This window comes from Micromonospora sp. WMMD1155 (assembly GCF_029581275.1).
Classification (GTDB): domain Bacteria; phylum Actinomycetota; class Actinomycetes; order Mycobacteriales; family Micromonosporaceae; genus Micromonospora.
Genome location: NZ_CP120742.1, coordinates 1238440 through 1263058 on the forward strand (window position 1 = coordinate 1238440; position 24619 = coordinate 1263058).

Below are 24619 nucleotides of genomic sequence, written 5' to 3' on the forward strand. Positions count from 1 at the left end.
TCCCCACCGTCACTGCGAGCCCGCTGGGAGCCTCAGCCCACCGCCGCCACCGCCCGTCCCTCCGCCCGCCCTTGCCGTTGATCGACACCACATCGCCGACCTGGCGGCATCCCCGCTCCCCGACACCCCCACCTCGCCGACCTCGTGTCGATCAAGGGGCGACTCAGTCCTCCTCGCCCGACTCCTCCTCGTCCAGCAACTCGGCCGGGTCGATGGAGAATTCGAACGGCTCCCGCATTGCGAAGGTGCTCCCCGCCGCGGCGGCGGCCAACGGCCGGTACTCCCCGTCGGACAGCTCGAACAGGGCCATGGTCGGCACACGGTTACGCAGGTCCACCCGGAGAAAGAACGGCACCCCGACGGCGGCGTACTCGCGGGGGCGGTCGATCACATCCTTACGCCGATTACCTGGCGAGACGATCTCCCCCAACAACACCGCCTCGGCGATGGGAACCGTAGTGCGGCCACCACCGGACTTCCGCAGCACAGCGATGTCCGGGATGAAGAGATCATCCCCGCAGATGACGTTGATCTCCGGATAGACCCAGAATCCCGCCTTCCGCGCAGCACGGTGCAACACGTAGGGCAACTCCCGCTCGACCGACTGATGGTCGATTCCCGCGTGTGGTGTCACGATCACGCTTCCGCTCAGGACCTCAACCTTGGGGCCGCTGGTCTCCGGCAACAGGTCGAGGGCGAGCTGCGCAGTCCACGGCTCGTCGTGCCACCGCAGCACGTCGAACGACGGCTCGGTGTGCTGCGGCGCCGGCTCCGGCGCGAATGCTGCCTGGGCCATCCGGCTCACCCCCTCAGCGGGACATTCTGTTCAGCTCAGCCTAATCACCGCAGCCCCAGTTGCGCGGGATCGCACACCCGGTCCGTCATCGAGATCTACACATCCCGAGGCCCTTGCCAGCGACGATCGAGAGCCCGGCCGTCGCGGCGAACCAGCCCGGAGTCTTCCAGCGGCCGGTGAGCAGAGGTCGGCCCCACAGCCAGAGCACGAACAGAAGGGGTACGGCGAGGCAGAGCGCAGTCATCGCGTGGGCTGGCTGACCACCGTGCACGTGATGAAGGCGGTCCAGGCCGAGGGGGTGAAGGTCAACACCGGCCCCTGCCGGTCCTTGCTGTCGCGTACGCCGACCGTCTCGGCGAAGCCCGCCACCTCGACGCAGTCGCCGTCGCCACCGGACCGGGTCGACGTGCGCCAGACTCCGTCACGCTCCATCGGTCATCTCCTTCGCTATCGTCGCAATCAGCTCGCGGGACTCGGTCGGGGACAGCGCTCGCTCCCCTAGTGAGCGCCACACGTTCTCGTAGACCTCGATCTCGTGCGCCTTGTCAAGGTAAACCGCGCCGCAGGGACCGTCCATATAGATCGTGGTCGGCTCCGGCGACCGCACGTCGGTCGGGAAGTCGAGCATGGTGAAGGTGCCAGACGATGCCCAGCGGAACAGCCCAGCGGTCAGCGGCAGCACGCGCAGGTTGATGTTGTGCCGCTCGCTCGTCACCACCAGGGCCTCCAGTTGCCGCACCATGGCCGATCGATCGCGCAGCGGCCGACGCAACACCGATTCGTTCAGGATGACGTCGAGATGCGGGGCGCGGGGCACCGCACGGGCCAGCAAGCGCTGCCGATGCAGCCGGATGTCTACCCGAGCCTTGCGCTCCGCCTCGCCGAGCTGCGGATGGTCGGTGGCGATCACCTCGGTCATGTACTCGACCGTCTGCAACAGGCCGGGGATGAGGTCCGCCTCGTACTTGCGGATGCGGGTGGCGGCGGCTTCCAGACCGACGTACAGCTTGAACCAGTCCTTGATCGCCTCGCCGTAGCTGTGCCACCAGCCGTGCGCCTTGGTCTCGCGGGCCAGCGCCCGCATCGTCTCGATCGTCTCCGGAGACGCGTTGTAGACCCGGCACATGGCCGCCACGTCGTTCGGGTGCATGGGGACCTGGCCGGTTTCGTACCGCCAGATGCGCGGTGCCGACCATTCCAATTCCTTGGCCGCCGCCGTGACCGTCACATAGGCATTTCGCGAAGCTCTCTCAGATATCTGCCGAGCTGCCTCCGTGGGACTGTGCTGCCGGAGTCGTCCACGTCATCTCCCTGACTGTCGTCGTGTAAGACACCTCGCCCCTTGGTCTGGATTCTGCCGCGAAAGATTGCGTTGGGCCAGCAGTGAAACGACCATCGTGGACAGCCGGACAACAGATCGGGTCGGCCACCGTCGGGAGCGTTATACCGCAGAGTCATATTTATGACTGTGAGGTATGACGCTCGTCGGGAGGTCGCCGCCCGGACGGGAGGACCATGGGCGCTGTCGACGATCTACCGCTTCCGCCCCACGTCACCACGGAGGACGTCGTGCTGGCGCTGCGGGCGATCACCGTGCACGCCCCCGAGCAGCCGAACGGTGACCGTTGCCGCAAGGACGAGGCAGCACACCCGTGCCGGCTGCACCGCTGGGGCCGTCGCGTCCTGGAGCAACGCGGCCTGACCGATGAGCAGGTGCAGACGCTGATCACGGGAGGAACGGTGGCGTTGCGATGACCGCGCCGAGGTGGATCATCCATCTGCCGACCACGCTGACCAGCCTCGACGAGGTCACCGCCCTAGCCGTGGCGCTTCGCGACTCGCTCGGTCACCTCGCCGTCGTCGACTTCGGTGAGACCACGCTCAGCGAGGAGGACGCACAGTTTCTGCGTACCCGAGTGTTCTGTGACGCCCGGCTCGGCGGCGCGCGGCGTTGCCGGCGGTCCGACGGCCACGGCGGACCCTGCGCCGCGGTGTCCACGACGAACGTCGGGGTGTCCGCACGGTGCGGACACCCCGACGTCAGTTAACGCGTGTCGATCAGGGGGTGATGACGAACTGCGAGCCGGGCTGGATGACGATGTTGCCGTCGGCCGAGTTGGTGATCGTCACGTTCGTCAGGTTGGCGTTGCCGCGCGCGCCGCTCATCGCGAGGATGCCGGCGCCGTTGTTGGACTTGTCGATCCGCACGTTGGTGATGGCGACGTTCGGCATGTTGCCGCCGCCGTTCTTGAACTGGATGCCGTCGTACGTGGAATCGATGATGTCGGTGTCGCGGATGGTGACCCCGACGATGTCCCGGGTGGAGGGGAAGAGGGTGATGGCACCGAATTCCTGGTCCTCGTTCCAGAATGCGCCGCCGGTGCGGTAGAGCCCGTTGTTGGCGATCAACGTGGTGCCGGAGAACGGGAGCGGGTCGTGGTCGGTCGCCAGCATGATGCCCGGGTAGTTCGCGGTGTCGTAGATCAGGTTGTTCTCGATCGAGTTGTCGTAGCCGCCGTAGATGGCGATGCCGTTCGCCCGCCAGGGCAACTGGATGGTGTTGTTGACGAAGTGGTTGTCGTGCGCGATGTCGACGGTGCGGTCCTTGACGTACGGGTTGGCCCAGACCGCGAGCGCGTCGTCGCCGGTGGTGCGGAACGACGAGTTGAACACCCGCGAGTTGCGCGTGCCGTTGCTGAAGTTGATGCCGTCGGCGTACGTGTTGCGGATCCGCATGCCGGTGAACTCCAGCCCGTCGGCCGGTCCCCACAGGTCGGGGATGTTGTCGTAGTCGCGGCCCACCCAGACACCCACGTTGGCGTGTTCGATCCACACATTGCTGATCTTCGTGCCGGTGCCGAACCGACCGTTCAGGCCCACGCCACCCTCGGCGTTGCCGTCACCACCCCGGATCCGGCCGGAGCCGAAGATGGCGATGTCGGAGATCTGGGTGTTCTTGTCGATGTCGAAGCCGAAGTTGCCCTCGTGCGGGTGGTTGATACCACCCACCACGTTCTGCGGCTCGGTCAGCGTGTACAGCTGCGAGTGCCACATACCGGCGCCCCGGATCGTGACGTTGCTGATGCCGACCTGGTTGTGCGTACCCCGGTTCAGCGGGTCGTCGGTCAGGATCTTCTGCTCCTGCCGCCACTGCCCGGCGGGGATCCAGACACAGCCGATGACGCCGTTCTGGTCGTCGGTCACCGCCCGCTGGATCGCGGCGGTGTCGTCGAGCCCGTCGTTCGGAACCGCGCCGTACGACGTGATCGAGGTACAGCCGGCCGGCTGGCTCGCCGGAGGCGCCACCTGCTCCAGGTCGATCATGTCGATGACGTAGAACGAGGCGGTGTCACCCGAGTCGCGCTGCAGCTTGAACCGGGTGCCCGCCGGGTACGACTGCGCCAGCAGCGCGTTCGACTCGTCGAAGAGCCGCCGCGCGTCGGCCTGCGGGGTGTTGGTCAGCGCCTCCGGCCCGTCGGTGTTGCCGTAGAGCCAACTGTGCTTGGACGACAGGGTCAGCTTCCGGGAGAACACGTCGTTGACGTAGAGGCTGATCGTCGCCTCGATGCCGCCGCCACCGGGAGCGTCCGGGATGGAGTTGCGCACCACGATGGAGTTGGCCTGGTTGGCCGAGGTGAACTCCACGAACTGGCCGGTGCTGGTGAGGCGTACCGACTTGCGGCCCGAGGACTCGCTCGCGAAGTTGGTGTGCCCGAAGGTCCGCAGCGGGTCGGTCTCCAGCAGCGTGCCCGAGTAACGACCGGCCTCCGCCTCGTAGGAGGTGTACGGGACGGCGGCCCCGCGCCCGACCACTATCGACTGGCTGAACGCGTTGTTGGTCTCGTTGGTCTCGGCGACCACGTTCGTGGCGTCAGCGGTGGCGGTGAGCGTGGCACCGCCGCTGGTGGCGGTCCAACTGCCGCTGACCGCCACGGTGACCGTCGCGCCGGCCGCGATCGAGGCGGTGTTGGTGTTGAGCGTGGTGCCGCCCGCCACCAGCCGGGTGACAGTGGTCGCGCCGGTCGCGGTGGTACCCCGGTTGCGGACCGCCACGGTGAACGTGACGGACGCCCCGACCGCCGGGTTCGGCGGGTTCGAGGCGATGCTGAGCACCTGAAGGTCCGGGCCCGGGGCCTGCGTCACCACCAGTGGCGACGCCGCGGTGAAGCTGTTGTTGCCGTTGTTCTGCTCGACGATCGTGTTCGTCGGATCGACCACCGCCGAGACGGCGTAACTGCCCATCGGCCGCGTACCGGCGTTGAACGACACGGTGGTCGAAGCACCCGCCGCGAGCGCGCCCACCGTGGCGCTGCCCACGACCGCGCCGGCCAGGCTGAAGTTGACGGTGGTGGCCCCCGCGGCGGCGGATCCGATGTTCTGCACCACCGCCGACAGGGTGACCGAGCTGGCCTCGCTGGGCGACGACGGTGACCAGGTCACCGAGCTGACCACCAGGTCCGGGTTGGGTGCCGGGGTGCCGCACACCTCGAGCTCCGCGACCTGGCCGGACGGCGCACCGGTGTTGCCGGTGAACCGCAACTGCACGTCCGCGGTGGTCGCGCTGACCGGGATGGTCACCACGTTGGTGCCCTGCACGAACTGGTAGGCCGCCGCCGACACCAGACTGGTGTACGACGACGACGCCTGGTCGCGGCCGAGGACCTGGATGGTCTGGGTACGGGTGCCCCAGGCCGAGTCGGGGTTGAGCTTGACGGTGACGCCGGAGATCGAGTGGTTCGCGCCCAGCGCCACCGTCAGGTTCTGCGGGTAGCTCGCCGCGCCCTCCCAGTAGGTGCCGAGCTGCCCGTCGTTCGCCTTGTCCGGCGTGAAGGTGAAGGTGGAGCCGCTCGCCGTCATGCTCTTGCCCTGCGCCACGTTGGTGCAGGCGGGCGGGTTGCTGCCGGTCCGGGTGACGGTGTTGCTGTTGCCGGACAGGTTGCCCGCGCCGTCACGGGAACGGACGTAGTACGAGACGGTGGCGGTGGCCGGCTGGGTGTCCTGGTAGGTGAGCACGGTGCCCAGCGTCGCGATCAGGTTGCCACCCCGGTAGACGTTGTAGCCCGCCAGGCCACTGCCACCGGAATCGGTGGAGGCACCCCAGTTCAGCGTGATCGTGCTGCCCGACGTGCTCTGCGACAGCGTCCCCGGGACGCTCGGCGCGGTGGTGTCCGGGGTGGTGCCTCCGCTGCCGTACACCTCCAGCTCGGAGAGCTGCCCGGCCGGCCAGCCGCTGTTCGCGGTGACGGTGATCCGGACGTACCGGGTGGAGGTCGAGGTGAAGTTGATCGTGACAGTGCTGGCGCTCGCCGGGTTGAAGGTGTACGTCTGCGACCCGACCAGGTCGGTGAACGACGAACCGTTCGTGCTGCCTCGCACGCTCAGCGTCTGCGTCCGGGTCGCCCAGCCGTTCGTCGGCAGCTTCAGCACGACCTGGTTGACGCTCTGCGCTGCGCCGAGGTCGACCTGCACCCACTGCGGGAACGCGTTGTTGACGCTCTCCCAGTAGCTGCCCGCGTTGCCGTCGACGACCTTGGACGAGTCGTAGACGTCGGCGTGGCCGCTCTCCTGGGTGGGGCGGCCCTGGGCGAGGTTGGTGGCGGCCGGGGCGAAGCCGCTGCTCGGCGCGGCCGCCGTGTCGGCGGGGCGGGCGGCGGCCGGGTTCGCGACGGCGGTCGCCCCCGCCGTGGCGATCAGCGTGGCCGCGGCTGTCGCCGCGACCATCCTGAACAGATTCGTTCGTCTCATGACTGTCCTGTCGTCGGGGGACGGTTGCCGCGGGCGGGGGTGACCACGGGTGGGGGTGAGCGGCGGTGCGTCGCCGGCCGGTGAGGGCGACCGGCGACGAGGGGTACGACCATCAACGGGCCCCCTTGGAGGCCCGTTGAATCTTCCGCATGCATGCACAGAACCAAGCATGCGTTTGTCGAAATCTTGCGTTACTTTGACCAAAGGTTACTGACGTGCTACGGGAGCGTCAACACTTCGATCGCGGTAACTATTGACGGAGTTGCCCACTCTCGACTGCCGACAATGCGAGGAAGGTGCCACCTCCGACGACTGGAGGCGGCACCTTCCTCGAACCTGTGCGGATCTTGCGTCAGGTCGTAGCGGAACGCTCAGGCAGCCGACGCCCTCAACACGAAGGTCTCCAACAACTCGCCGCCGTACCATTCCGTGCGCTGCCCCACGTGCGCCATCCCGAGCCGCCGGCAGACCGCCATCGACGGCTCGTTGCCCGGCGACACCAGCGCGTAGACCTCCGGGGTGCCGGTGGCGAACTCCCGCGCCAGGAGCGCACCTGCCGCCTCGGTGGCGTACCCGTGGCCCCACGAGTCCGGGTGCAGGTGCCAGCCCGTCTCGATGTGCTCGGTGAGCACCGCCTCGTCGATGCCGGGGATCGGCTTGAGCAACACCGTGCCCGCCACCTGACCGGTCTCGCGTACCTCGATCGCCCAGGTGCCGTACCGGCCGTCGTCGGCCGCGTGCCGGTCCCGCCAGATCTGCAGCCGCTCGGCGGCCTGGGCCGGGTCGGTCATCGGCAGGCCGGGCGACACGGCCAGCCAACGGGTGATGTCCGGACGGGAGTAGATGTCGTAGATCCTGGCCAGATCCGCCGGATCATCGGTCCAATCGCGCAGGATGAGGCGTTCGGTCGTGACAACAGTCATGACGGGCGATCTTAAGGAGTGGCGGCCCCGACGACGGGGAAGGAGACGGCGATGGGCAACGGATGGCAGCGGGCGAAGCGGATCACCAGCGCCGCGTTCCGCCCGGTGCGTGGGCGGGACCTGTCGCTACACGCCGCCGCGATCACCTTCTACGGGGCGATCGCGGTGGTGCCGGTCGCCCTCCTGGCGATCTGGCTCACCTCGCTGGTGGCCGGAGCCGATCGGGTACGCCGACTCACCTCGCACGCCGTGGAGGCTCTGCCCACCGCCATCGGCGCACCACGGGCGGTGGAGGCGCTGGTCAACGCCGGAGTGGAGTTGACCCCGCTGCTGGCGTTGGCCTCACTGCTGCCCGCGTCGCTCTACGGCGAGGGTCTGCGCCGGGCCTTCGTGTCGGTGGCCGCGCCTCGCTCCGACGAGCACCTGATCGGCTGGCGGGGCCGACTGCTCCTGCTGCCGCTGCTCGCACCGGCCCCCGCGCTGCTGCTGTCGATCCTGCTGGCGCTCCCGCTCACCACCGGCCTCGTACGCCAGGGGGGTTGGTTCGGTGTGCTCGGCGTGGTGCTGTCGTTCCTGGCGGTCTGGCTCGTGCTCACGCCGGTGCTGGTGTGGGTGTTCCGGGTGGTCGGGCCCGCCTCACCGGACTGGCTCTCCACCGTGGGGATCGGGTCGTTCACCGCGGCGAACCTCTCCGGCTTCCTGCACGGCTTCGTGCTCTTCGCCTCGCTCCCCCTGGACCTCGGGGTGCCGTTCGGCGGCTTCGACGAGATCGGCGCCGGAGTGGCGGTGCTCCTCTGGCTGTACGTGTTCCACGTGATCGTCCTGGCCGGCTACTCCGCCACCCTGGCCCTCTCCACCTGGCGCACCAACCGCGCCGCCCGCACCCCTCAGCCGGGTTGATCAAGAGGTTTGCGTCATTTTCGTGCCGTCTGCTGACGCAAACCTCTTGATCACCGGGGCGAGGGCGGGCGTGGGGGTGGGGTCAGCGGCGGAAGGGGCCGTGGATCTCGTAGGTGATGCCGTTGGCGCCGGTCGACGTGCCGGAGGTGCCCCGCTGCGAGGAGAAGTACAGGCGCGAGCCGTCCGGGGAGAAGGCCGGACCGGTGATCTCCGACGACGACTGCCCAACGATCCTGAGGAAAGGCGTGACAACGGCGTCCGGACTGATCAAAACGATTTCCATGTTGCCGCCGTCCTCGGCGACGTAGAGGTCACCGGAGGCGGTACCCGTGATGTTGTCCACCCCGGTCAGCGGTGCCGTGCCGGCCGGCACCAGCGAGTCGTCGTACGCCAGGTCGAGACGCTGGTTGACCGCGTCGTACGCCCAGACCCGGTTGTCGCCCTTCGTGGTGAACCAGCAGGTGCCCCGGTCGTACCAGCAACCCTCGCCACCGTCGAAGTGCTTCGCCGCACCCACCTGGAGCCGAGTGGGGATCGGGAAGCCGTCCCGGTCCGGGACGTCCCGCCAGGTGACCGGCCCGGCGACCTGGTCGGCCGGCGCGCAGAGCACCTGCACCCGACCGGTACGCAGATCACCCCAGGTGTCCGGCAGGAAGCGGTAGAAGCAGCCGTCCTCCTCGTCCTCGGTCAGGTACACCACCCTGCGGTCCGGGTCGCACGCCGCGGCCTCGTGGGTGAACCGGCCCATCCGGGTCCGCTCCTCGGCCGACCGGCTGCCGTCCGGCCACGTCTCGAAGACCCGACCGAGGGGCACCTCCTCGCAGGACAGCCAGGTGCCCCACGGGGTCGCCCCACCGGCGCAGTTGACGTTCGTGCCGCCGAGGATCCGGTACGCCGAGACGACCGAGCCATCGGCGGCGAAGCGGACCGCCGACGCACCCCCGACGAACGGGACCTCCGAGTTCGACACGTAGATCCAGCCGTCTCCGGCGCGGAAGCAGGCGCCGCCGTCCGGCGCCCAGTGCCAGAGGTACGAGGTGCCCGCGACCCGCTGACCGGACCGGGCGATCACCCGGCTGGTGAAACCGGCCGGCAACTGGATGCCGTTGACGTCGGCCGCCAACAGGTCCCCGTACGGGCCGGGGCCGGGCTGGGCGGGGGCGGCCAACGCGGCGCCGGCCCAGAGGCTGCCGGAGAAGGCGGCCGCGCCGGCGACGGCGGAACGCAGGACGGTACGACGGTCCATCGGTGAACCTCCCGGAGTGGTCGATGTCCGACCGACGGTAGGACCGCGTGGGCATCGACCGCAGCCACTGCCCGGTGAACGAGCGGTGACGGCTGGGCAGGCGTTGGGCTGCCCAGCCCCGGCGGAGCGGACTAGGCTGCCGCGGCATGAGCAGTGAGATTCCGGCCCGCGCCGACGTCGTGATCGTCGGTGCCGGGCACAACGGCCTGGTCTCCGCAGTGCTGCTGGCCCGCGCCGGCCTGGACGTCCTGGTGCTGGAGGCCGCCGACGTGCTCGGTGGCGCGACCCGCACCGAGAACCCGTTCCCGAAGGTGCCGGGGCTGCGCCACTCCACCGGCTCGTACCTGCTCGGGCTGATGCCGCCGGAGTTGCTCGCCACCCTCGACGTGCGGATCCCCGTGCTGCGCCGCGACCCGCACTACTTCCTGCCCACGCCGGGCGGGCTCGGCTCGCCGTACCTGCTCTTCGGCAGTGACACCGCCGCGACCCGGGCGCAGCTCGCCGAGTTCTTCTCCCCCGCCGACGTGGCCGCCGACGACGCCATGCAGGCCGAGCTGGCGGCGCTGCGCGACGACCTCGCCCCGGCCTGGCTGGCCGAGCCGCTCAGCGTCGAGGAGACCGCCGAGCGGCACGTCCGACCGGCGGGGCGGCAGGTCTTCGTCGACCTCGTCCAGGGTTCGGTAGCCGACTACCTGGCCCGGTTCGAGTTCCGCTCCGAACTGCTGGTCAGCATGTACGCGGTCACCGACGGGCTGTCCGGTCTCAACGCCGGCCCGGACGACCCCGGGACGGGCCACAACTTCCTCGTGCACAACATGTGCCGGCTCCCGGGCTCGGGCGGCACCTGGATGATCGCCGAGGGTGGGATGGGCACGGTCTCCCGGACGTTCGCCGAGGCCGCCCGCGCCGCCGGGGCGACGATCCGCACCGGTACGCCGGTGAGCGCGGTGACAGTGGACGGCGGCGCGGCCAGCGGCGTCGTACTGGCCGACGGCCGACAGGTCGCCGCCCCCGTGGTGCTCGGCGCGTGTGACCCGTACCGGCTGATGGACCTGTTGCCCGACGGCGCGCTCCCGGCGCCACTCGGCGAACGGATGGCGGCGGTCCGCCGCCCCGGCACCACCCTCAAGCTCAACCTGGCGCTCACCGGGCTGCCCCGGTTCTCCTGCCTGCCGGCCGGCACGCCGAGCCCGTTCGGGTCGACCATCCACCTGCTGCCCGGCTCCGCCTCGCTGGTCGGTGGGGAGGCCACCTCACCGATGACCGCGCTGCGGGCGATGTGGGCGGACGTGCAGGCCGGGCGACTGCCGGCGGAGCCGACCATCGAGTGGTACCTGCACACCACCGTCGACCCGTCGCTCTCCGACGCCGCCGGGCACCACTCGTCGGCGTTGTTCGTCCAGTCGGTCCCCTACGACCTGGCCGGCACGACCTGGGACGCGGAACTGCCCGGCTACGTCGAGCGGCTGGTCGAGATCGTCGAGCGGTACGCCCCGGGCACCGGTGACCTCATCGCCGACGCGGTGCCCCTGCCCCCGCCCGGCATCGAGGAGCACTTCGGCATCACCGGCGGGCACATCCACCACGTCGACAACACCGTCTCGTTCACCGACCGGATGCCCTACGCCACCGGCATCGACGGCGTGTACGCGGGCAGCGCCGGCTGCCACCCGGCCGGCAGCGTCATCGGCGCCGCCGGCCACAACGCCGCCCAGAAAATCCTCGCGGATCTAGGTCGCTGAGGCCTCCTCGGCCCGGTGTGCGTACGGCCGCAGACCTGACCGGCGATCCCGAAGGTGATCACGTACGCCAGGTAGGACGGCCAGGCGTCGGCCAGGGCCTCCGGGAGTTCCCTCCCACCCACCCGGGCCGGTCCGGTCTGGAGCAGCTCGACGGCCATCACCGTCAGGACGACCCCGAAGACCCCGTCGCTGAACGTCTCCACCCGCGCCGCGTCCCGGGTCATCTCCCGGCCGCGCCCGTACCGGTACGAACCCTGTCGCGCGTCCGCCCCCGCCACGCCCGCCCCGCTCTCAATGGTGTCCGGTAGCTACCGGACTGCGGCTTTCGCCGCCCTCCATTGCATGGTGGCGTATCGGGGGGTCGGGCGGACACGGATCGCCGGGGCGCCACCTCAGGCGTCCCGGCCGGTACGTCAGCTGAGCGCCTCCCCGGCCGGGGCCGGGGTCTCGGCGTCGACCCGGTGGGCGCGGACCTTGTGGCCGACGCTGGTCAGGCAACGGCCGCTGGGCAGGTCGAAGCGCCAACCGTGCAGCTGGCAGGTGAGCTGGTCACCCTCGACGATGCCGAAGCGGGTCAGGTCGGCCTTCAGGTGCGGGCAGCGTCGCTGCACCACCCAGTCGCCCAGGGTGATGTCCTCGGCGTCGGTGCTGCGCTCGTGCTCGTCGTACCAGCCCTCGGCGTACTGGAGACGCTCCTCGGACAGGCACTTGAAGAACGCGTAGACGAACTCGTTGTACTGGCCGATCCGGGCGGCCGAGAACCGGCAGGACAGGAAGAGCGAGTTGACCCAGTCCACCTCGTCGATGAAGAGCAGGTGCTCGATCAACGACCGCTCGGTGCGGAACCGGTAGCGGACCTTCTCGTCGGCGTACGGCCGGACCTCCTTACCCGGGAAGTCCACCACGATCGACTCGACGCTCTCGCCGTCGTAGCCGACCAGGTCGAAGCGGACCGGGCCACCGACCCCCTTGGCCAGGTAGATCGACTCCTCGAGCAGGGGCTCGATCCGACGCTTCATCTCGCCGAGGACGTCCACCTCGGGGTGCCGCCAGGACGCCTTCTCCGCCTCGATGATCGGGCGCTTGCGCTCCCGCATCTCCTCCAGGTGGGCGACCTTGTTCGCGAAGAACTCCTCCACCGGCACCGGGTGGGTGGTGCTCGCCCCCTCGGTGGTGACCTCGGTGACGCTGCCCGGCAGCAGCACGATCCCGTTGGTGCCGCCGACCTTCGCGTACTCGGTGAGGAACACCGACTGGTCGGGGAAGATGTTGCCCTCGTCGCCGTGGATGTCGTTGAACTGCCACAGTGCGTCGTCGAGGAAGCACGGCGGGCCGGCGATCGGGAAGACGTGGTCGGCCTTCAGGTCGTCGATGTAGCGCCACGTCCGGTCGAACTGCCGGTCCCGCTTCTGCTTGCCGAACGCGGTCTTCGCCGCCTGCGGCAGCTCGTAGACCATCGGGTACCAGATCGCGCCGGAGAACTGCAGCAGGTGCGCGTGCACGTGCCCCAACTCGGCGAAGACGCTCAGGTCGGTCGGACGGGCGTCGTTCTGGTTGAGCAGCCGCACCCCGTCGTACTCGACCCAGAGCGACGAGTCGCCGATCGGGCCGTCGGTCGGGCTGGTCAGCGCCTGGATCATGATCTTCAGGCCGCCGGGAAGCTCCACCACCTGCTCGTTGGGCGCCTTCAGGAACTTGGTGAAGCCCAGCGCCCGGAACTCGTCCTCCATCTCCGAGGTGGGGAACTCGGGAAGCAGGACCGTCGCCTCCTTCGAGACGAAGTCCCGCAGGTGCTTCGCGTCGAAGTGGTCCCGGTGCAGGTGGGAGACGTACAGGTAGTCGACCTGGCCCAGGCTCTCCCAGTCGAGCAGGGAATTGTCCGGGAAGGGGAACCACGAGGCGAAGTACGCCGGGTTGACCCACGGGTCGCACAGGATGCTGCCCGCGGCCGTGTCGATCCGCATGCTGGCGTGCCCGGTTCCGGTCACTCGCACCGCACAGTCCCCCTCAAACAGACAATCAGGTGTACGCCAAACGCTACCGGAGTGAGTCTGACCGTCGCCCCGCGACGCCGGTAGTGCCATTCGACCCGGATGGGCGGAGCCTGAGGGCCGGGAAACCCCCACCCCGCCGCGCCGAGCGGGAGGCGTGCCAGACTAACCAAAGATCCGATCGCGAGGGAAGGACCGACAGTGGCAGGAAGCGAGCCGGTAACGTCGCCGGACCAGCACAAGCCCGGGCACCGCAAGGCCGGGCAGATCGGCGCGGTGCTGTCGGCGCTGGCGCTGCTGGCGATGATCTGCGGCAACCACGAGGGCAGGGTCGAGGACCTCTGGCTGATCGGCCTGGCCGCACTGCTGCTGATCATCGTGATCGGTGACATCGTGCTGCGGCGCAGCGGTCTGCGCTCCTGACCCGCCCGTCCGCCGGACGAGCGGTCGACAACGCCGAGGGCCCGCCCCCACCCGGGGGACGGGCCCTCGTCCGTACGCGTCGGGGTCAGCGCCCGAAGAGGATGTCCTGCACGTCCTTCAGCGCGGCGTCCACCTCGGCCTCGAAGTAGCCGCCCGGGACCAGCCCGAACCGCAGCGTGTCGAGGTCCTTCGGGTCGACCGGCATCGGGTTACGGCGCTGCATGCCGCCGAGCAGGGTTTCGAAGAACCGGTCCACCTGGTCGGGGTCGTACCCGCTGCCGAACCGACGGACCTGGAAGCTGCGGCGGATCTGGTCGACCCGGTACAGGTCACTGCCGGGCGGACCGGCCATCGGCGGACCGACCATCGGGGGGCCACCCATCGGAGGGCCGGGCACCGCGGGCGGACCGGCCATCGGCGGGCCGGCCATGCCCTGCTGGGGCAGCTGAGGCGGACCGGCCGGACCCCGGCGCATGTCACGCAGATCCCGCTCCGGCATCCGGATCTCGGCGGTCATGTCGGTGCGGCCGTGCCGACCGGCCTCGAAGCCGTCGAAACGCGACTCCTCCGGCGGACCGTAGCCGCCGGGCGCCCGCTGGTCGTCCGGGCCCGGGCCGTAGCCACCCGGCGCGCGCTGGTCGTCCTGACCGTACCCGGAAGGGCCGGCGGGGAGACCGCGCGGCGGAGCGCCGTGGCCACCCATCGGACCGGGACCCATCGGACCGGGGCCCATCGGGCCGCCGGGACCCATCGGGCCGGGGCCGGCCGGTCCGCGCGGGGCGTCGTAACCGCCACGGGGGCCGTCGTACCCACCGGCGAAGGCGCCGGTCGGCTCGTCGTAGCGGCCGTAGCGGTCGGCGGGCGGACCGGCCTGGGCGGGCATCGGTCGCGGCGGCATCGGTGGTGCCATCCCCCGCTCGTCGCGCATCGGCGGGCCCATCCGGTCCGGTGGGCCCAGCCGGTCAGCCATTCGGGGGTCGCCACCGCGCCCGGCGCTGTTGCGCTCCTCCAGCTCGGCCAACTGCCGCTCCACGCGGTCGAGGTGCAGGTCGACCTGCCACTCGTCGTAGCCGTTGAACCGGACCCGGAAGACGACGTCGTGGACCTCCTGGGAGGCCACCGGCGCACCGACCTGTCGGCCGTCGAGCGTCGCCTCGACCCGGTCGAGGAAGGCATCCACCTCGTCGACCTTGTATCCCCGGCGGAGCGCCTTGCGCCGGAAACGCTGACCCTGACTCGCCACTATGTCTCCTGGTCTCGTTCGCCACGCCCGGTCACGCCGGTGCCTCTCCGGCGCGGTCGGTGTTGGTGTCGTTGTCCTCGGCGGCGGCGAGTTGGCCACACGCGCCGTCGATCTCGCGACCTCGGGTGTCCCGCACGGTGGTGGACACCCCGGCGTCGCGCAACCGCCGGACGAACTCCCGCTCGACCGGCTTCGGGCTCGCGTCCCAGCGACTGCCCGGCGTCGGATTGAGTGGAATGAGGTTCACGTGGGTCAATTTGCCGGCCAGCAGCCGCCCGAGGAGGTCGGCCCGCCAGGGCTGGTCGTTCACGTCCTTGATCATCGCGTACTCGATCGACACGCGACGGCCCGTCCGGTCGGCGTAGTCCCACGCTGCGTCCAGCACCTCGGCTACCTTCCAGCGCTGGTTCACCGGCACGAGTTCGTCGCGCAGATCATCATCGGGCGCGTGCAACGACAGCGCAAGGGTCACAGAGAGGTCTTCGCTGGCCAGTCGGTGGATGGCCGGAACCAGACCGACCGTGGAAACGGTGATGTGCCGCTGGGACAGACCGAGCCCCTCCGGAGCAGGGCTGACCAGGCGGCGGATCGCCGCGACGACCCGGTTGTAGTTGGCCAACGGCTCGCCCATGCCCATGAAGACGACACGCGACAGCCGCGGTGGGGACCCGGCGACCACGCCGGAGGCCGCCACCCCGGCCATGTAGACCGCCTGGTCGACGATCTCGGCGGTGGACAGGTTACGGGTCAGCCCGGCCTGGCCGGTCGCGCAGAACGGGCACGCCATGCCGCAGCCCGCCTGGCTGGAGATGCAGACGGTGACCCGGTCCGGGTAGCCCATCAGCACGCTCTCCACCAGAGCACCGTCGTGCAGCCGCCAGAGCGCCTTACGGGTCGCGCCGTCGTCACAGGCCAGCTCCCGCACCGGGGTGAGCAGCGTCGGCATCAACTGCTCGGACAACCGCTCCCGGGTCGCCGCAGGCAGGTCGGTCATGGCCTGCGGGTCACGGACCAACCGCCCGAAGTAGTGGTTCGAGACCTGCTTGGCACGGAAGGCGGGCTCACCCAACTCGGTGACCAGCGCCTGGCGACCGGCCAGGTCCAGGTCGGCGAGGTGCTTCGGTGGCATGGAGGCCCGGCGCGCGGCGGGGGCATCCGAGATGGCGGGGATCAACGGCAAGCTCGTCATGGCTGGTCCAGTGTGTCACGCCGTCGGCGGCAGGTGCCGATCCGGAGGTGCCGAACGGGCCGCGACCCCCGCAGCCGGACGACCGGAACGCCGTGATCCATGCCTCAGTTCACCATCGGCACGAAGACGGCCAGCAGCAGGTACGCGGTCGGCACCGCGAAGAGGATCGAGTCCAGTCGGTCCATCAGACCGCCGTGGCCGGGCAGCAGGTTGCTCATGTCCTTGACACCGAGATCCCGCTTGATCATCGACTCGGCCAGGTCACCGAGGACCGCCGCGCCGGACACCGCCACCCCGAACAGCGCACCCCACCAGGGGGCCACCTCGAACATCAGCCACAGCAGCAACGCGCTGCCCAGCGCCGCCGCGGTGACCGAGCCGGCGAAGCCCTCCCAGGACTTCTTCGGGCTGATCGACGGGGCCATCGGGTGCTTGCCGAACGAGACGCCGGCCGCGTACCCGCCGGTGTCGGAGAGGACCACCGCGACCAGCGTGGCCAGGATCCGCAGCGGACCGTCGTCGGGGGCCGCCGCCAGCAACGCCGCGAACCCGGCGAGGAACGGCACGTAGACGGCGATGAGGGTGGCCGCCGTGAGATCCCGCTGGAAACCGGCCGGACCGTCACCGAGCCGCCAGATCATGGTGCCCAGCACGGTGACGAGCAGCCCCAGGCTGAGCGCGTCCGGGCCGGCGAACCAGGCCAGGCCCACGGTCAGCACCCCGCCGGCGATCAGCGGCACCAGCGGTGGGTGGGCGCCACTGCGTCGGACCGCCCGGGCCATCTCCCAGATGCCGATGGCGACGGCACCGGCGATCACCGGCAGAAACGCCAACGGGTAGAACACCAGCGGCACCACGATCAGCGCGCCGAGCCCCAGCCCGACCCCGATCGCCGCCGGGAGATTACGGCCGGCTCGCCCGTTGCCCACCTGCTGGGTGGCAGGTCGGTCGACGCTGGCCCGACGCCGACCCTTCGTCCGTCGACCGGCCGGCGGCTCCGGCTCGTCCACCGGCTCCGGGTCCGGCAGCAGTTCGGCACCGATGGGCGCGAGCTGCGCGGTCGGGTAGGCGTCCTCGTCGTAACGCACCGGCCCGTCGAAGGGTTCCGGCTCGTCGTAGCGCTCGGGCTCGTCGTAGCGGCCGGGGCCGCCCGGGTGGATCGGGCCGCCGTCCGGACCGACCGGCGGACGATCGACGTGTCGGCCGGAACGGCCCCGGTCGTCGTACCGGTCGGGCTGGTTCCGGTCGTCCTCGTGCCGGTCCCGGTCATCGAAACGACCGCGCCGGTCACGGTCGTCGAGACGGTCCCGGTCGTCCGGGCGGACCACACGGCCACGCTCGTCGTACGGGCCGGTCGGATGCGGCTCGGCGTACGGCCGGGCGTGCGGGTCGGCGTACAGCTCGGGGCCGGCCGTGGGACGGCGGCTCCACTGGCCGGCGTCCAGCTCCTGGTCGGGCCAGGGCAGCGCCACCGGGCGCTCCGGGCGGTCCCAGCCACGAGGCTCGTTGCCGTAGGGGTCGGGGCGGGACATCACACACCGCGACGGGGCGCGAGAACCACCACATGACGCACGACCACAAGCATCCCCTACAGGCGCGATGTTCCTCCGGTCGACCGCCTCGACGGTCGGTCGATTCCCGGGGTTCACCACCCGGTGGCCGGGAATCCTGCCGAGCCTACTGCACCCGCCGCACCGGCACGGCGGACGAGGCACACCGACGGGCCCCGCCCTGGTCACCGGTCCGCCTGACGGCGGCGGACACCAGACCGGTACCGCACCTCGGGATGGACGGCAACCATCGATCCGACTGGTCGCCTGCCCGATCAGGAACTGAGCCGAGCACACCCCACGTGGTCGGGTGGTGACGCGCCGGCTCCCGCCGGCGTGTCCGACGGGGGAAGGGCACACACATGCACAAGGTCAGTCTGGCGGCCTCGACCGTGGCCGCCATCGTCCTGGCAGCGGGGGCACCGGCCGCCGCCGCGGCACCCACCAGGATCACCATCGATCGCCACGCCAGCGAGTTGTACCTGTTCGAGCCGCCGGGGGCCGAGCCCGGCGAGGCGTACCCGGCGACGAGCGTCGACGCCACCGCCCGCTCCTGCCCGGCCGGCCCGTACCTGATGTCGGCCTCGCTCGTGCAGGACGGTCTGCCCACTCTCTGGGCCACCTCGGGACGGGGCGCCGGCGAGATCCAGTGCGACGGCGGCACCGCCGAACTCGCGATGGGCTTCGCGCGGAGAGATCCGGTGCTACACCCGGGCAAGGCCACCGTCCGCTTCGCGCTACGCGACGCGTACACCGGGGAGCAGTTGGCGGAGAGCACCAGGACCGTCTGGATTCCCTGCTGACGTACGACACGAGGCCCGTTCCCACCTCGGGGAACGGGCCTCGGAGCGTCCCACCCGCGTGGGCGGGCAGACGCGGTCAGACTTCGAGCAGCTCGGTTTCCTTGTGCTTGACCAGGTCGTCGACGCTGGCGACGTAGCGCTGGGTCAGGTCGTCGAGCTCCTTCTCGGCGCGGCGACCCTCGTCCTCGCCGGCCTCGCCGTCCTTGACGATGCGGTCCAGCTCCTCCTTGCCACGGCGGCGGACGTTGCGGATCGCCACCTTGGCCTCCTCGCCCTTGTGCCGGGCCACCTTGATCATGTCGCGGCGGCGTTCCTCGGTCATCTGCGGGAGCAGGATGCGCAGCTGGGTGCCCTCGTTGTTCGGGTTCACCCCGAGGTCCGAGTCGCGGATCGCCTTCTCCATCGTGTTGATCTGCGAGTTGTCGTACGGCTTGATGATCGCCATCCGCGGCTCGGGGATCGCGATGGACGCCATCTGGGTCAGCGGCGTGGGCGTGCCGTAGTAGTCGATGATGACCTTGGAGAACATGGCGGGGTTGGCGCGGCCGGTGCGGATCGCGCCGAACTCCTCCTTGGCGTGCTCGACCGCACGCTCCATCTTCTCCTCGGCCTCGAGGAGGGTGTCGTCGATCACCGGTCTCCTCGCCTCCTTCTGTGCTCGTCGTGGGCCCTGCTGAAAGTCGTCAAACCGCCGTCACCGCGATCGGCGGGCTCAGGCGGTGATCAGGGTGCCGATCTTGTCGCCACCCACTGCGCGGATGATGGTGTCGTCACCCTGCGCGCCGAAGACCAGCATCGGCAGGCCGTTCTCCATGCAGAGGCTGAACGCCGCCGCGTCGGCCACCCGCAGGTTGCGGCGCAGCACCTCGGAGAAGGTGATCGAGTCGAGCTTGCTGGCGGTGGGGTCGATCCGGGGGTCGGCGGTGTAGACGCCGTCCACCCCGTTCTTGCTCATCAGCACCACGTCGGCCCGGATCTCCAGCGCCCGCTGGGCGGCCACCGTGTCGGTGGAGAAGTACGGCATCCCGGCGCCGGCGCCGAAGATGACCACGCGGCCCTTCTCCAGGTGCCGGATCGCCCGCAGCGGGATGTACGGCTCGGCGACCTGGGCCATCGTGATGGCGCTCTGCACCCGGGTCTCGATGCCCTCCTTCTCCAGGAAGTCCTGGAGCGCGAGGCAGTTCATCACGGTGCCGAGCATGCCCATGTAGTCGGCGCGGGCCCGGTCCATCCCGCGCTTCTGCAGCTCCGCGCCGCGGAAGAAGTTGCCGCCGCCGACCACCACGGAGACCTGCACGCCGCGGCGGACCACGGTGGCGATCTGCCGGGCGATGGCCTGGACGACGTCCGGGTCGACGCCGATCGCGCCGCCGCCGAACACCTCACCGGAGAGCTTCAGCACCACCCGGCGGGCGCGCCCCGGCGGCGGTGCCGTCGGGTCGTCCAGCTCCAGCGTCCGGTCACTCACAACCTGCGTCATCCGCCCCGCCCTTCACCACGCGCACGCCCCGTGCGGCGCGTACCGCGAACCTGCCGCTGCCGACCCTATGTGACGAGGAGGCCGCGGTGCCTGTCACGTACACCGGCGGCCTCCTCGTCGACGTCTCCTGCCCACGGGCGCCCACGGCGCCCGGTGACGGCTCAGGCCTGGCCGACCTCGAACCGCACGAAGCGGGTGACCTCGATGCCGGCCTCGGCCAGCACCTGCTTCACCGACTTCTTGTTGTCGGCCACCGACGCCTGCTCGATCAGGACGTAGTCCTTGAAGAAGGAGTTCACCCGACCCTCGACGATCTTCGGCAGGGCCGCCTCGGGCTTGTTCTCCTCGCGAGCGGTCTGCTCGGCGATGCGCCGCTCGGACTCGACGATCTCGGCCGGAACCTCGTCCCGGGTGAGGTACTTCGGTCGCATCGCGGCGATCTGCATGGCCACACCACGGGCGTCGGCGTCGCCGGCCTCGTCGGTCTTACCGGTGTACGACACCAGCACGCCGACGGCCGGCGGCAGGTCCTGGGCCTTGCGGTGCAGGTAGACGGCGGTGGTGCCCTCGACCTTGGCGAACCGGTTGAGGACCAGCTTCTCGCCGATCTTGGCGGACTGCTCCTGGATCAGGTCGGCGACGACCTTGCCGTCGAGCTCGCTGGCGAGCAGCTCCTCGGCGGTGTTCACGCCGGAGCGCTCACCGTGCTCGACGAGCTGCTGGGCCAGCGCGATGAACGACTCGGTCTTGGCGACGAAGTCGGTCTCGCAGTTGAGCTCCAACAGGGCCTTGCCGGAGTGGGCGACCAGACCGTTGGCGGCCGTACGACCAGCCCGCTTGCCGACGTCCTTGGCGCCCTTGACGCGCAGGATCTCGACGGCCTTGTCGAAGTCGCCCTCGGCCTCGGTCAGCGCCTTCTTGCTGTCCATCATGCCGGCGCCGGTGAGGTCGCGGAGCTTCTTGACGTCCGCGGCGGTGATTTGGGACATGGCTCTCTCTTCGGTGTTGAGACGGCGTGTGGATGGTCAGAGGTGCCGGTTACCCGGATCCGGGCGGATCGTGCCCGGCGTACCGTCGCTGCCCGCCGTCCGCGAAAACGGACGGCGCGGCAGCGACGGTGCGATCACTCCGCGGTGGCGGCCGCCGGCTGCTCGGTGGCGGCCTGCGCCGGCTGCTCCGGGGTGGCAGCGGCCTGCTCGGCCGACTCGTCAGCCTTCTTCGGCTCGAGCAGCTCGCGCTCCCACTCGGTCAGCGGCTCGTCGCTCGCGACACCCTCGGGCTTCTCGTCGTTGCCCCGGCGACGGCCGGAACGCGCGATCAGACCATCCGCGACGGCGGCGGCGACGACCTTGGTCAGCAGCTCGGCCGAGCGGATCGCGTCGTCGTTGCCCGGGATCGGGAAGTCGACCTCGTCCGGGTCGCAGTTGGTGTCCAGCACCGCGATCACCGGGATGCCCAGCTTGCGGGCCTCGTCGACGGCGATGTGCTCCTTCTTGGTGTCGACGATCCAGACCGCGGCGGGAAGCTTCTGCATGTCCCGCAGACCACCGAGCGTGCGGGTCAGCTTGATCTTCTCGCGGGAGAGTTGCAGGGTCTCCTTCTTGGTGTAACCGGCGGCGGTGCCGCTGAGGTCACCCAGGCCCTCCAGCTCCTTCATCCGCTGGAGCCGCTTGTACACCGTCTGGAAGTTGGTCAGCATGCCACCGAGCCAGCGGTGGTTGACGTACGGCTGGCCGACCCGGGTCGCCTGCTCGGCGATCGCTTCCTGGGCCTGCTTCTTGGTGCCGACGAACAGGATGCTGCCGCCCTCGGCGACGGTTCCACGCACGAACTCGTACGCCTTCTCGATGTAGTCGAGGGTCTGGCGCAGGTCGATGATGTAGATGCCGTTGCGCTCGGTCATGATGAAGCGCTTCATCTTCGGGTTCCAGCGCCGGGTCTGGTGCCCGAAGTGGACACCGCTCTCCAGCAGCTGGCGCATGGTCACGACGGCCATGGTTGGGGTACTCCTCAAGATCCCTGGTTGTCACGCCCGACCGGTGGCCAGGCGTCCTGGTGCCTGGTCGCCGGCCCATGGTGGGCCCGATCGGGATCGGGACCAGGGAGGCCGTCGCTTCACGACGATTCGTGAAGAGGGCACGCGAGGTCGACCGCGCGAGGCGGTCGCCAGTTGGCCAGTGTACGCCCCTCACCCGTTCAACCGCCCCGGGGTGCGCGGGGTGCGCCGCCCCCTCGCCGCGCGCCTCGCCGATCCGCCCGCGATCCGCCCTCGGTCCGCCCTCGATCCGCCCTCGATCCGCCCTCGATCCGCCCGAATCGCCTCATGATCGACTCCACATCGGCGAGGTGGCGCCATCCCGCTGCCCTGACACCCCCACATCGCCGACCTGGTGTCGATCACGCCCGCGGCTCGCGCGGCGGGCGGGCGCGGCGCGCGGGCGCGGCGCGGCGCGCGGGCGCGGCGCGGCGCGCGGGCGCGGCGCGGCGCGCGGGCGCGGCGGGCGGGCGGGCGGGCGGGCGCGGCGGGCGGGCGGGCGCGGCGGGCGGGCGGGCGGGCGCGGCGGGCGGGCGGGCGCGGTCAGCCGGCGGCGAGCGCGGCGGCGATGAAGAGCACCAGGCCGACGGTCAGATAGGCCGTCGGTGGGCGCAGCCAACCCCGGCCGGTGTCGGAAAGCGCCAGACCTCCCGTTCGGAGCCCGTACAGCCCGATCGCGAAGATCGGCAGCCCGGCGACCAGGGTGATGCCCGCCACGACGTTCCCCGCGTCGACCGGATCGCCGGTCACGCCCGCGAGCAGCACCCGCAGCGCGGGAGCCTCGAAGATCAACACCAGCAGCGCGAAGAGTACGGCCAGCACCGGCCGACGGGTCCGGTAGACGCCGTCGGCGGTCGGCGGGTACACCGCAGGCTCGCCGGTAGGCAGGTCGGGGCGGGGTCCGATGCCCGGCATCGGACCGGTCGGCATCTCCAACGGATGCGGTGTCTCGCCGCCACCACGCGTGGGATCGATGATCGGGTACCCGCCGAGCGGGGCGGGACGAGCCTGGTCGGCGAGGACGCCGCCGGGCGTCTCGCCCACCGCCGTCGACGGACGGCTGACCTCCTCCCGACCGACGGTCAGCGGTGCGTCCGCCCCGGCCGCCTCGCGGGCGGCCCGACGACCGGGCAGCTCCCCGGAGACCTCCGACTGGTCCCGAACACCGAACGGCGCAGCCGCCCCGGTCGCGTCCTGGGTGACCCAACGACCGGGCAGTTCGCCGGAGACCTCCGAGGAGTCCCGGTCGGCCCGCCGTGACCGGGTGGCCCGGTACCCGTCGATCTCCGCCCGCACGTCACCCAACGGGTCGACCGCGCCGAACCGTCCCGACTCGGGCTCGCCCGCGCCGAACCGACCCGGCTGAGCGTCCACCGCGCCGAAGCGACCCGAGTCCGACTCCGGCGAACCACCGAAACGACCGGTGTCCACAGCGCTCAGCCGACCCGAGTCCGACTCCGCCGTACCACCGAACCGACCGGCGTCCACCGCGCTCAGCCGACCCGAGTCCGACTCCGCCGTACCACCGAACCGCCCCGCGTCCACCGCGCCGAAGCGCCCTGAATCCGGCTCTCGGCGACGGCCGACCCCGGTGTCCTCGACGGAGCGGCTCTCCTTGGGGCCGCGCTGCTCGGGGATCTCGTCGTCGCGGTAGCGCGGTTCGCCGGCGCCGCGCCACTCCGAGTCGCCGTAACCGCGACCCCGCTCGTCGGGGTACCAGCGCGACTCCTGATCTTCCGGAAAACTCCGTCGTCCGTCCACGTCAGGCACCGTATGCGACCGGCCACGCCCGCGCCATTTCGACCCGCCCCGCGCTGCCGACCGCACGGTCGATAGCGCGATCGAACGGAGGCTGGTGAGAACTCGCGAGGACCCCGCCGCGGCCGGACGTAAACGTTGATCAAATGATGAAAAGTAGGTCCTCCGCCGTCCTGGAACCTACTTTTCATCATCTGATCATGAGGGACCGGCGTCTCAGGAAGCCGACATCTCAGGAAGCCGACGTCTCAGGTAGCCGACGTCTCGGGTAGCCGGGCGGTGAGCCGGGCTCGGCCGCGGCCTCCTAGCACGGCGCGGGCTTGATCGTCCGGTTGTCCACAAGACGCCCGTCGTCCACAGATGCGGTGTCGCCGAGGTCGCGGCGCTCGCACTCCGGCGGGCACCGTGCCCTGCATGACGAAGCGGAACCAGGCGGTCGGCGCGTACGGGGAGCGGTGCGCCGTCCGACACCTGACCGAGGCGGGGCTGCGCCCGGTCGCCCAGAACTGGCGCTGCCCCTCCGGGGAGATCGACATCATCGCCTGGGACGGGCCGGTGCTCGCCTTCTGCGAGGTGAAGACCCGCCGGGGCGACGATTTCGGCACCCCGGCCGAGGCTGTCGTGCCGGCCAAGGCCCGTCGGCTGCGAGGGCTTGCCGCGCGCTGGTTGACCGAGACCGGTACGACCGCCGAGGAGGTGCGCTTCGACGTGCTGTCGGTGCGACTACCGGATGCCGGGCCGGCGCAGGTCGAGCACCTCAAGGGAGCGTTCTGAGATGCGTACTCCCGAAGAGTC

Annotated in this window: 22 protein-coding genes and 1 pseudogene; 7 read left to right on the forward strand and 16 right to left on the reverse strand. The window is 70.4% G+C overall.

What is annotated here, in order from left to right; genetic code table 11:
- Nucleotides 1–163: 163 nt before the first annotated feature.
- The 3 genes from O7617_RS05365 to O7617_RS05375 all read right to left on the reverse strand — a co-directional run bounded on the left by O7617_RS05365 (nucleotide 164) and on the right by O7617_RS05375 (nucleotide 2024).
- Nucleotides 164–796 (reverse strand): Uma2 family endonuclease, encoded by a 633-nt coding sequence (locus O7617_RS05365; protein WP_282261918.1) that lies wholly within the window; start codon nucleotides 794–796, stop codon nucleotides 164–166.
- Between the two features lie 240 nt (nucleotides 797–1036).
- Entirely contained in the window at nucleotides 1037–1228 is a 192-nt protein-coding gene (locus O7617_RS05370) for a DUF397 domain-containing protein (protein ID WP_282261919.1), read from the reverse strand.
- A complete protein-coding gene (locus O7617_RS05375; RefSeq protein WP_282261921.1) occupies nucleotides 1218–2024 on the reverse strand; it encodes a helix-turn-helix transcriptional regulator in 807 nt (268 codons plus the stop codon). Before O7617_RS05375 ends, O7617_RS05370 begins: the two co-directional genes overlap by 11 nt.
- 287 nt (nucleotides 2025–2311) lie before the next feature.
- Here O7617_RS05375 and O7617_RS05380 point away from each other — a divergent pair, with 287 nt between their 5' ends.
- Entirely contained in the window at nucleotides 2312–2551 is a 240-nt protein-coding gene (locus O7617_RS05380) for a hypothetical protein (protein WP_282261923.1), read from the forward strand.
- On the forward strand, nucleotides 2548–2844 hold the full coding sequence (locus O7617_RS05385) for a hypothetical protein (protein ID WP_282261924.1): 297 nt from the start codon (nucleotides 2548–2550) through the stop codon (nucleotides 2842–2844). The genes O7617_RS05380 and O7617_RS05385 overlap by 4 nt, the downstream gene beginning before the upstream one ends.
- A gap of 10 nt (nucleotides 2845–2854) precedes the next feature.
- On the opposite strand, the gene O7617_RS05390 is transcribed toward O7617_RS05385, so the two are convergent.
- On the reverse strand, nucleotides 2855–6541 hold the full coding sequence (locus O7617_RS05390) for a CARDB domain-containing protein (RefSeq protein WP_282261926.1): 3687 nt from the start codon (nucleotides 6539–6541) through the stop codon (nucleotides 2855–2857).
- A 371-nt stretch (nucleotides 6542–6912) separates the two neighbouring features.
- Nucleotides 6913–7464 (reverse strand): GNAT family N-acetyltransferase, encoded by a 552-nt coding sequence (locus tag O7617_RS05395; RefSeq protein ID WP_282261928.1) that lies wholly within the window; start codon nucleotides 7462–7464, stop codon nucleotides 6913–6915.
- Between the two features lie 51 nt (nucleotides 7465–7515).
- On the opposite strand from O7617_RS05395, the gene O7617_RS05400 reads away from it, so the two are divergent.
- On the forward strand, nucleotides 7516–8364 hold the full coding sequence (locus O7617_RS05400) for a YhjD/YihY/BrkB family envelope integrity protein (protein ID WP_282261929.1): 849 nt from the start codon (nucleotides 7516–7518) through the stop codon (nucleotides 8362–8364).
- Nucleotides 8365–8446: 82 nt separating this feature from the next.
- On the opposite strand, the gene O7617_RS05405 is transcribed toward O7617_RS05400, so the two are convergent.
- Nucleotides 8447–9610 (reverse strand): alkaline phosphatase PhoX, encoded by a 1164-nt coding sequence (locus tag O7617_RS05405; protein ID WP_282261931.1) that lies wholly within the window; start codon nucleotides 9608–9610, stop codon nucleotides 8447–8449.
- Nucleotides 9611–9756: 146 nt separating this feature from the next.
- On the opposite strand from O7617_RS05405, the gene O7617_RS05410 reads away from it, so the two are divergent.
- Nucleotides 9757–11352, forward strand: a complete 1596-nt coding sequence (locus O7617_RS05410) for an NAD(P)/FAD-dependent oxidoreductase (RefSeq protein WP_282261933.1) — start codon at nucleotides 9757–9759, stop codon at nucleotides 11350–11352.
- A 32-nt stretch (nucleotides 11353–11384) separates the two neighbouring features.
- On the opposite strand, the pseudogene O7617_RS05415 reads toward O7617_RS05410, so the two are convergent.
- Together O7617_RS05415 and O7617_RS05420 are read right to left on the reverse strand one after the other, a co-directional pair.
- Nucleotides 11385–11576 (reverse strand): annotated as a pseudogene (locus tag O7617_RS05415) (TMEM175 family protein); the annotation flags it as partial.
- 189 nt (nucleotides 11577–11765) lie between these two features.
- Entirely contained in the window at nucleotides 11766–13346 is a 1581-nt protein-coding gene (locus O7617_RS05420) for a Rieske 2Fe-2S domain-containing protein (RefSeq protein ID WP_282261935.1), read from the reverse strand.
- 198 nt (nucleotides 13347–13544) lie between these two features.
- Between O7617_RS05420 and O7617_RS05425 the strand changes: the two genes are divergently transcribed.
- Nucleotides 13545–13766, forward strand: coding sequence for a DUF2631 domain-containing protein (locus O7617_RS05425; protein ID WP_088991027.1), 222 nt, complete (start codon nucleotides 13545–13547; stop codon nucleotides 13764–13766).
- 85 nt (nucleotides 13767–13851) lie between these two features.
- Here O7617_RS05425 and O7617_RS05430 read toward each other — a convergent pair whose 3' ends face one another.
- From O7617_RS05430 to O7617_RS05440, 3 genes are all read right to left on the reverse strand, one after another.
- Nucleotides 13852–15009 (reverse strand): DivIVA domain-containing protein, encoded by a 1158-nt coding sequence (locus O7617_RS05430; protein WP_282261936.1) that lies wholly within the window; start codon nucleotides 15007–15009, stop codon nucleotides 13852–13854.
- A 31-nt stretch (nucleotides 15010–15040) separates the two neighbouring features.
- Nucleotides 15041–16198, reverse strand: coding sequence for a 23S rRNA (adenine(2503)-C(2))-methyltransferase RlmN (rlmN, locus tag O7617_RS05435; RefSeq protein ID WP_282261938.1), 1158 nt, complete (start codon nucleotides 16196–16198; stop codon nucleotides 15041–15043).
- Between the two features lie 104 nt (nucleotides 16199–16302).
- Nucleotides 16303–17730 (reverse strand): phosphatidate cytidylyltransferase, encoded by a 1428-nt coding sequence (locus tag O7617_RS05440; protein ID WP_282261940.1) that lies wholly within the window; start codon nucleotides 17728–17730, stop codon nucleotides 16303–16305.
- Nucleotides 17731–18110: 380 nt separating this feature from the next.
- Here O7617_RS05440 and O7617_RS05445 point away from each other — a divergent pair, with 380 nt between their 5' ends.
- Nucleotides 18111–18551 (forward strand): hypothetical protein, encoded by a 441-nt coding sequence (locus O7617_RS05445; protein WP_282261942.1) that lies wholly within the window; start codon nucleotides 18111–18113, stop codon nucleotides 18549–18551.
- A gap of 76 nt (nucleotides 18552–18627) precedes the next feature.
- On the opposite strand, the gene frr is transcribed toward O7617_RS05445, so the two are convergent.
- From frr to O7617_RS05470, 5 genes are all read right to left on the reverse strand, one after another.
- Complete coding sequence (gene frr / locus O7617_RS05450) at nucleotides 18628–19185, reverse strand: ribosome recycling factor (protein WP_282261944.1); 558 nt, start codon at nucleotides 19183–19185, stop codon at nucleotides 18628–18630.
- Nucleotides 19186–19263: 78 nt separating this feature from the next.
- Complete coding sequence (pyrH, locus tag O7617_RS05455; protein WP_030335195.1) at nucleotides 19264–20031, reverse strand: UMP kinase; 768 nt, start codon at nucleotides 20029–20031, stop codon at nucleotides 19264–19266.
- A 161-nt stretch (nucleotides 20032–20192) separates the two neighbouring features.
- The gene (gene tsf, locus O7617_RS05460; RefSeq protein WP_282261946.1) at nucleotides 20193–21020 is read right to left on the reverse strand and encodes a translation elongation factor Ts; all 828 of its coding nucleotides are present in this window, start codon (nucleotides 21018–21020) and stop codon (nucleotides 20193–20195) included.
- 134 nt (nucleotides 21021–21154) lie between these two features.
- Nucleotides 21155–22027, reverse strand: coding sequence for a 30S ribosomal protein S2 (gene rpsB / locus O7617_RS05465; RefSeq protein ID WP_282261948.1), 873 nt, complete (start codon nucleotides 22025–22027; stop codon nucleotides 21155–21157).
- A gap of 582 nt (nucleotides 22028–22609) precedes the next feature.
- Nucleotides 22610–23827, reverse strand: coding sequence for a hypothetical protein (locus O7617_RS05470; RefSeq protein WP_282261949.1), 1218 nt, complete (start codon nucleotides 23825–23827; stop codon nucleotides 22610–22612).
- 411 nt (nucleotides 23828–24238) lie between these two features.
- Between O7617_RS05470 and O7617_RS05475 the strand changes: the two genes are divergently transcribed.
- Entirely contained in the window at nucleotides 24239–24598 is a 360-nt protein-coding gene (locus O7617_RS05475) for a YraN family protein (protein ID WP_282261950.1), read from the forward strand.
- Nucleotides 24599–24619: the final 21 nt, after the last annotated feature.

What these genes read in the sequence shown, in the direction of transcription:
- O7617_RS05395 (WP_282261928.1), bottom strand. Translation starts at nt 7,464, where the DNA reads ATGACTGTTGTCACGACCGAACGCCTCATCCTGCGCGATTGGACCGAT.
- O7617_RS05380 (WP_282261923.1), top strand. Translation starts at nt 2,312, where the DNA reads ATGGGCGCTGTCGACGATCTACCGCTTCCGCCCCACGTCACCACGGAG.
- O7617_RS05365 (WP_282261918.1), bottom strand. Translation starts at nt 796, where the DNA reads ATGGCCCAGGCAGCATTCGCGCCGGAGCCGGCGCCGCAGCACACCGAG.
- tsf (WP_282261946.1), bottom strand. Translation starts at nt 21,020, where the DNA reads ATGTCCCAAATCACCGCCGCGGACGTCAAGAAGCTCCGCGACCTCACC.
- O7617_RS05390 (WP_282261926.1), bottom strand. Translation starts at nt 6,541, where the DNA reads ATGAGACGAACGAATCTGTTCAGGATGGTCGCGGCGACAGCCGCGGCC.
- O7617_RS05440 (WP_282261940.1), bottom strand. Translation starts at nt 17,730, where the DNA reads ATGTCCCGCCCCGACCCCTACGGCAACGAGCCTCGTGGCTGGGACCGC.
- O7617_RS05475 (WP_282261950.1), top strand. Translation starts at nt 24,239, where the DNA reads ATGACGAAGCGGAACCAGGCGGTCGGCGCGTACGGGGAGCGGTGCGCC.
- O7617_RS05370 (WP_282261919.1), bottom strand. Translation starts at nt 1,228, where the DNA reads ATGGAGCGTGACGGAGTCTGGCGCACGTCGACCCGGTCCGGTGGCGAC.
- O7617_RS05400 (WP_282261929.1), top strand. Translation starts at nt 7,516, where the DNA reads ATGGGCAACGGATGGCAGCGGGCGAAGCGGATCACCAGCGCCGCGTTC.
- pyrH (WP_030335195.1), bottom strand. Translation starts at nt 20,031, where the DNA reads ATGACGCAGGTTGTGAGTGACCGGACGCTGGAGCTGGACGACCCGACG.
- O7617_RS05445 (WP_282261942.1), top strand. Translation starts at nt 18,111, where the DNA reads ATGCACAAGGTCAGTCTGGCGGCCTCGACCGTGGCCGCCATCGTCCTG.
- rpsB (WP_282261948.1), bottom strand. Translation starts at nt 22,027, where the DNA reads ATGGCCGTCGTGACCATGCGCCAGCTGCTGGAGAGCGGTGTCCACTTC.
- O7617_RS05410 (WP_282261933.1), top strand. Translation starts at nt 9,757, where the DNA reads ATGAGCAGTGAGATTCCGGCCCGCGCCGACGTCGTGATCGTCGGTGCC.
- O7617_RS05385 (WP_282261924.1), top strand. Translation starts at nt 2,548, where the DNA reads ATGACCGCGCCGAGGTGGATCATCCATCTGCCGACCACGCTGACCAGC.
- O7617_RS05405 (WP_282261931.1), bottom strand. Translation starts at nt 9,610, where the DNA reads ATGGACCGTCGTACCGTCCTGCGTTCCGCCGTCGCCGGCGCGGCCGCC.
- rlmN (WP_282261938.1), bottom strand. Translation starts at nt 16,198, where the DNA reads ATGACGAGCTTGCCGTTGATCCCCGCCATCTCGGATGCCCCCGCCGCG.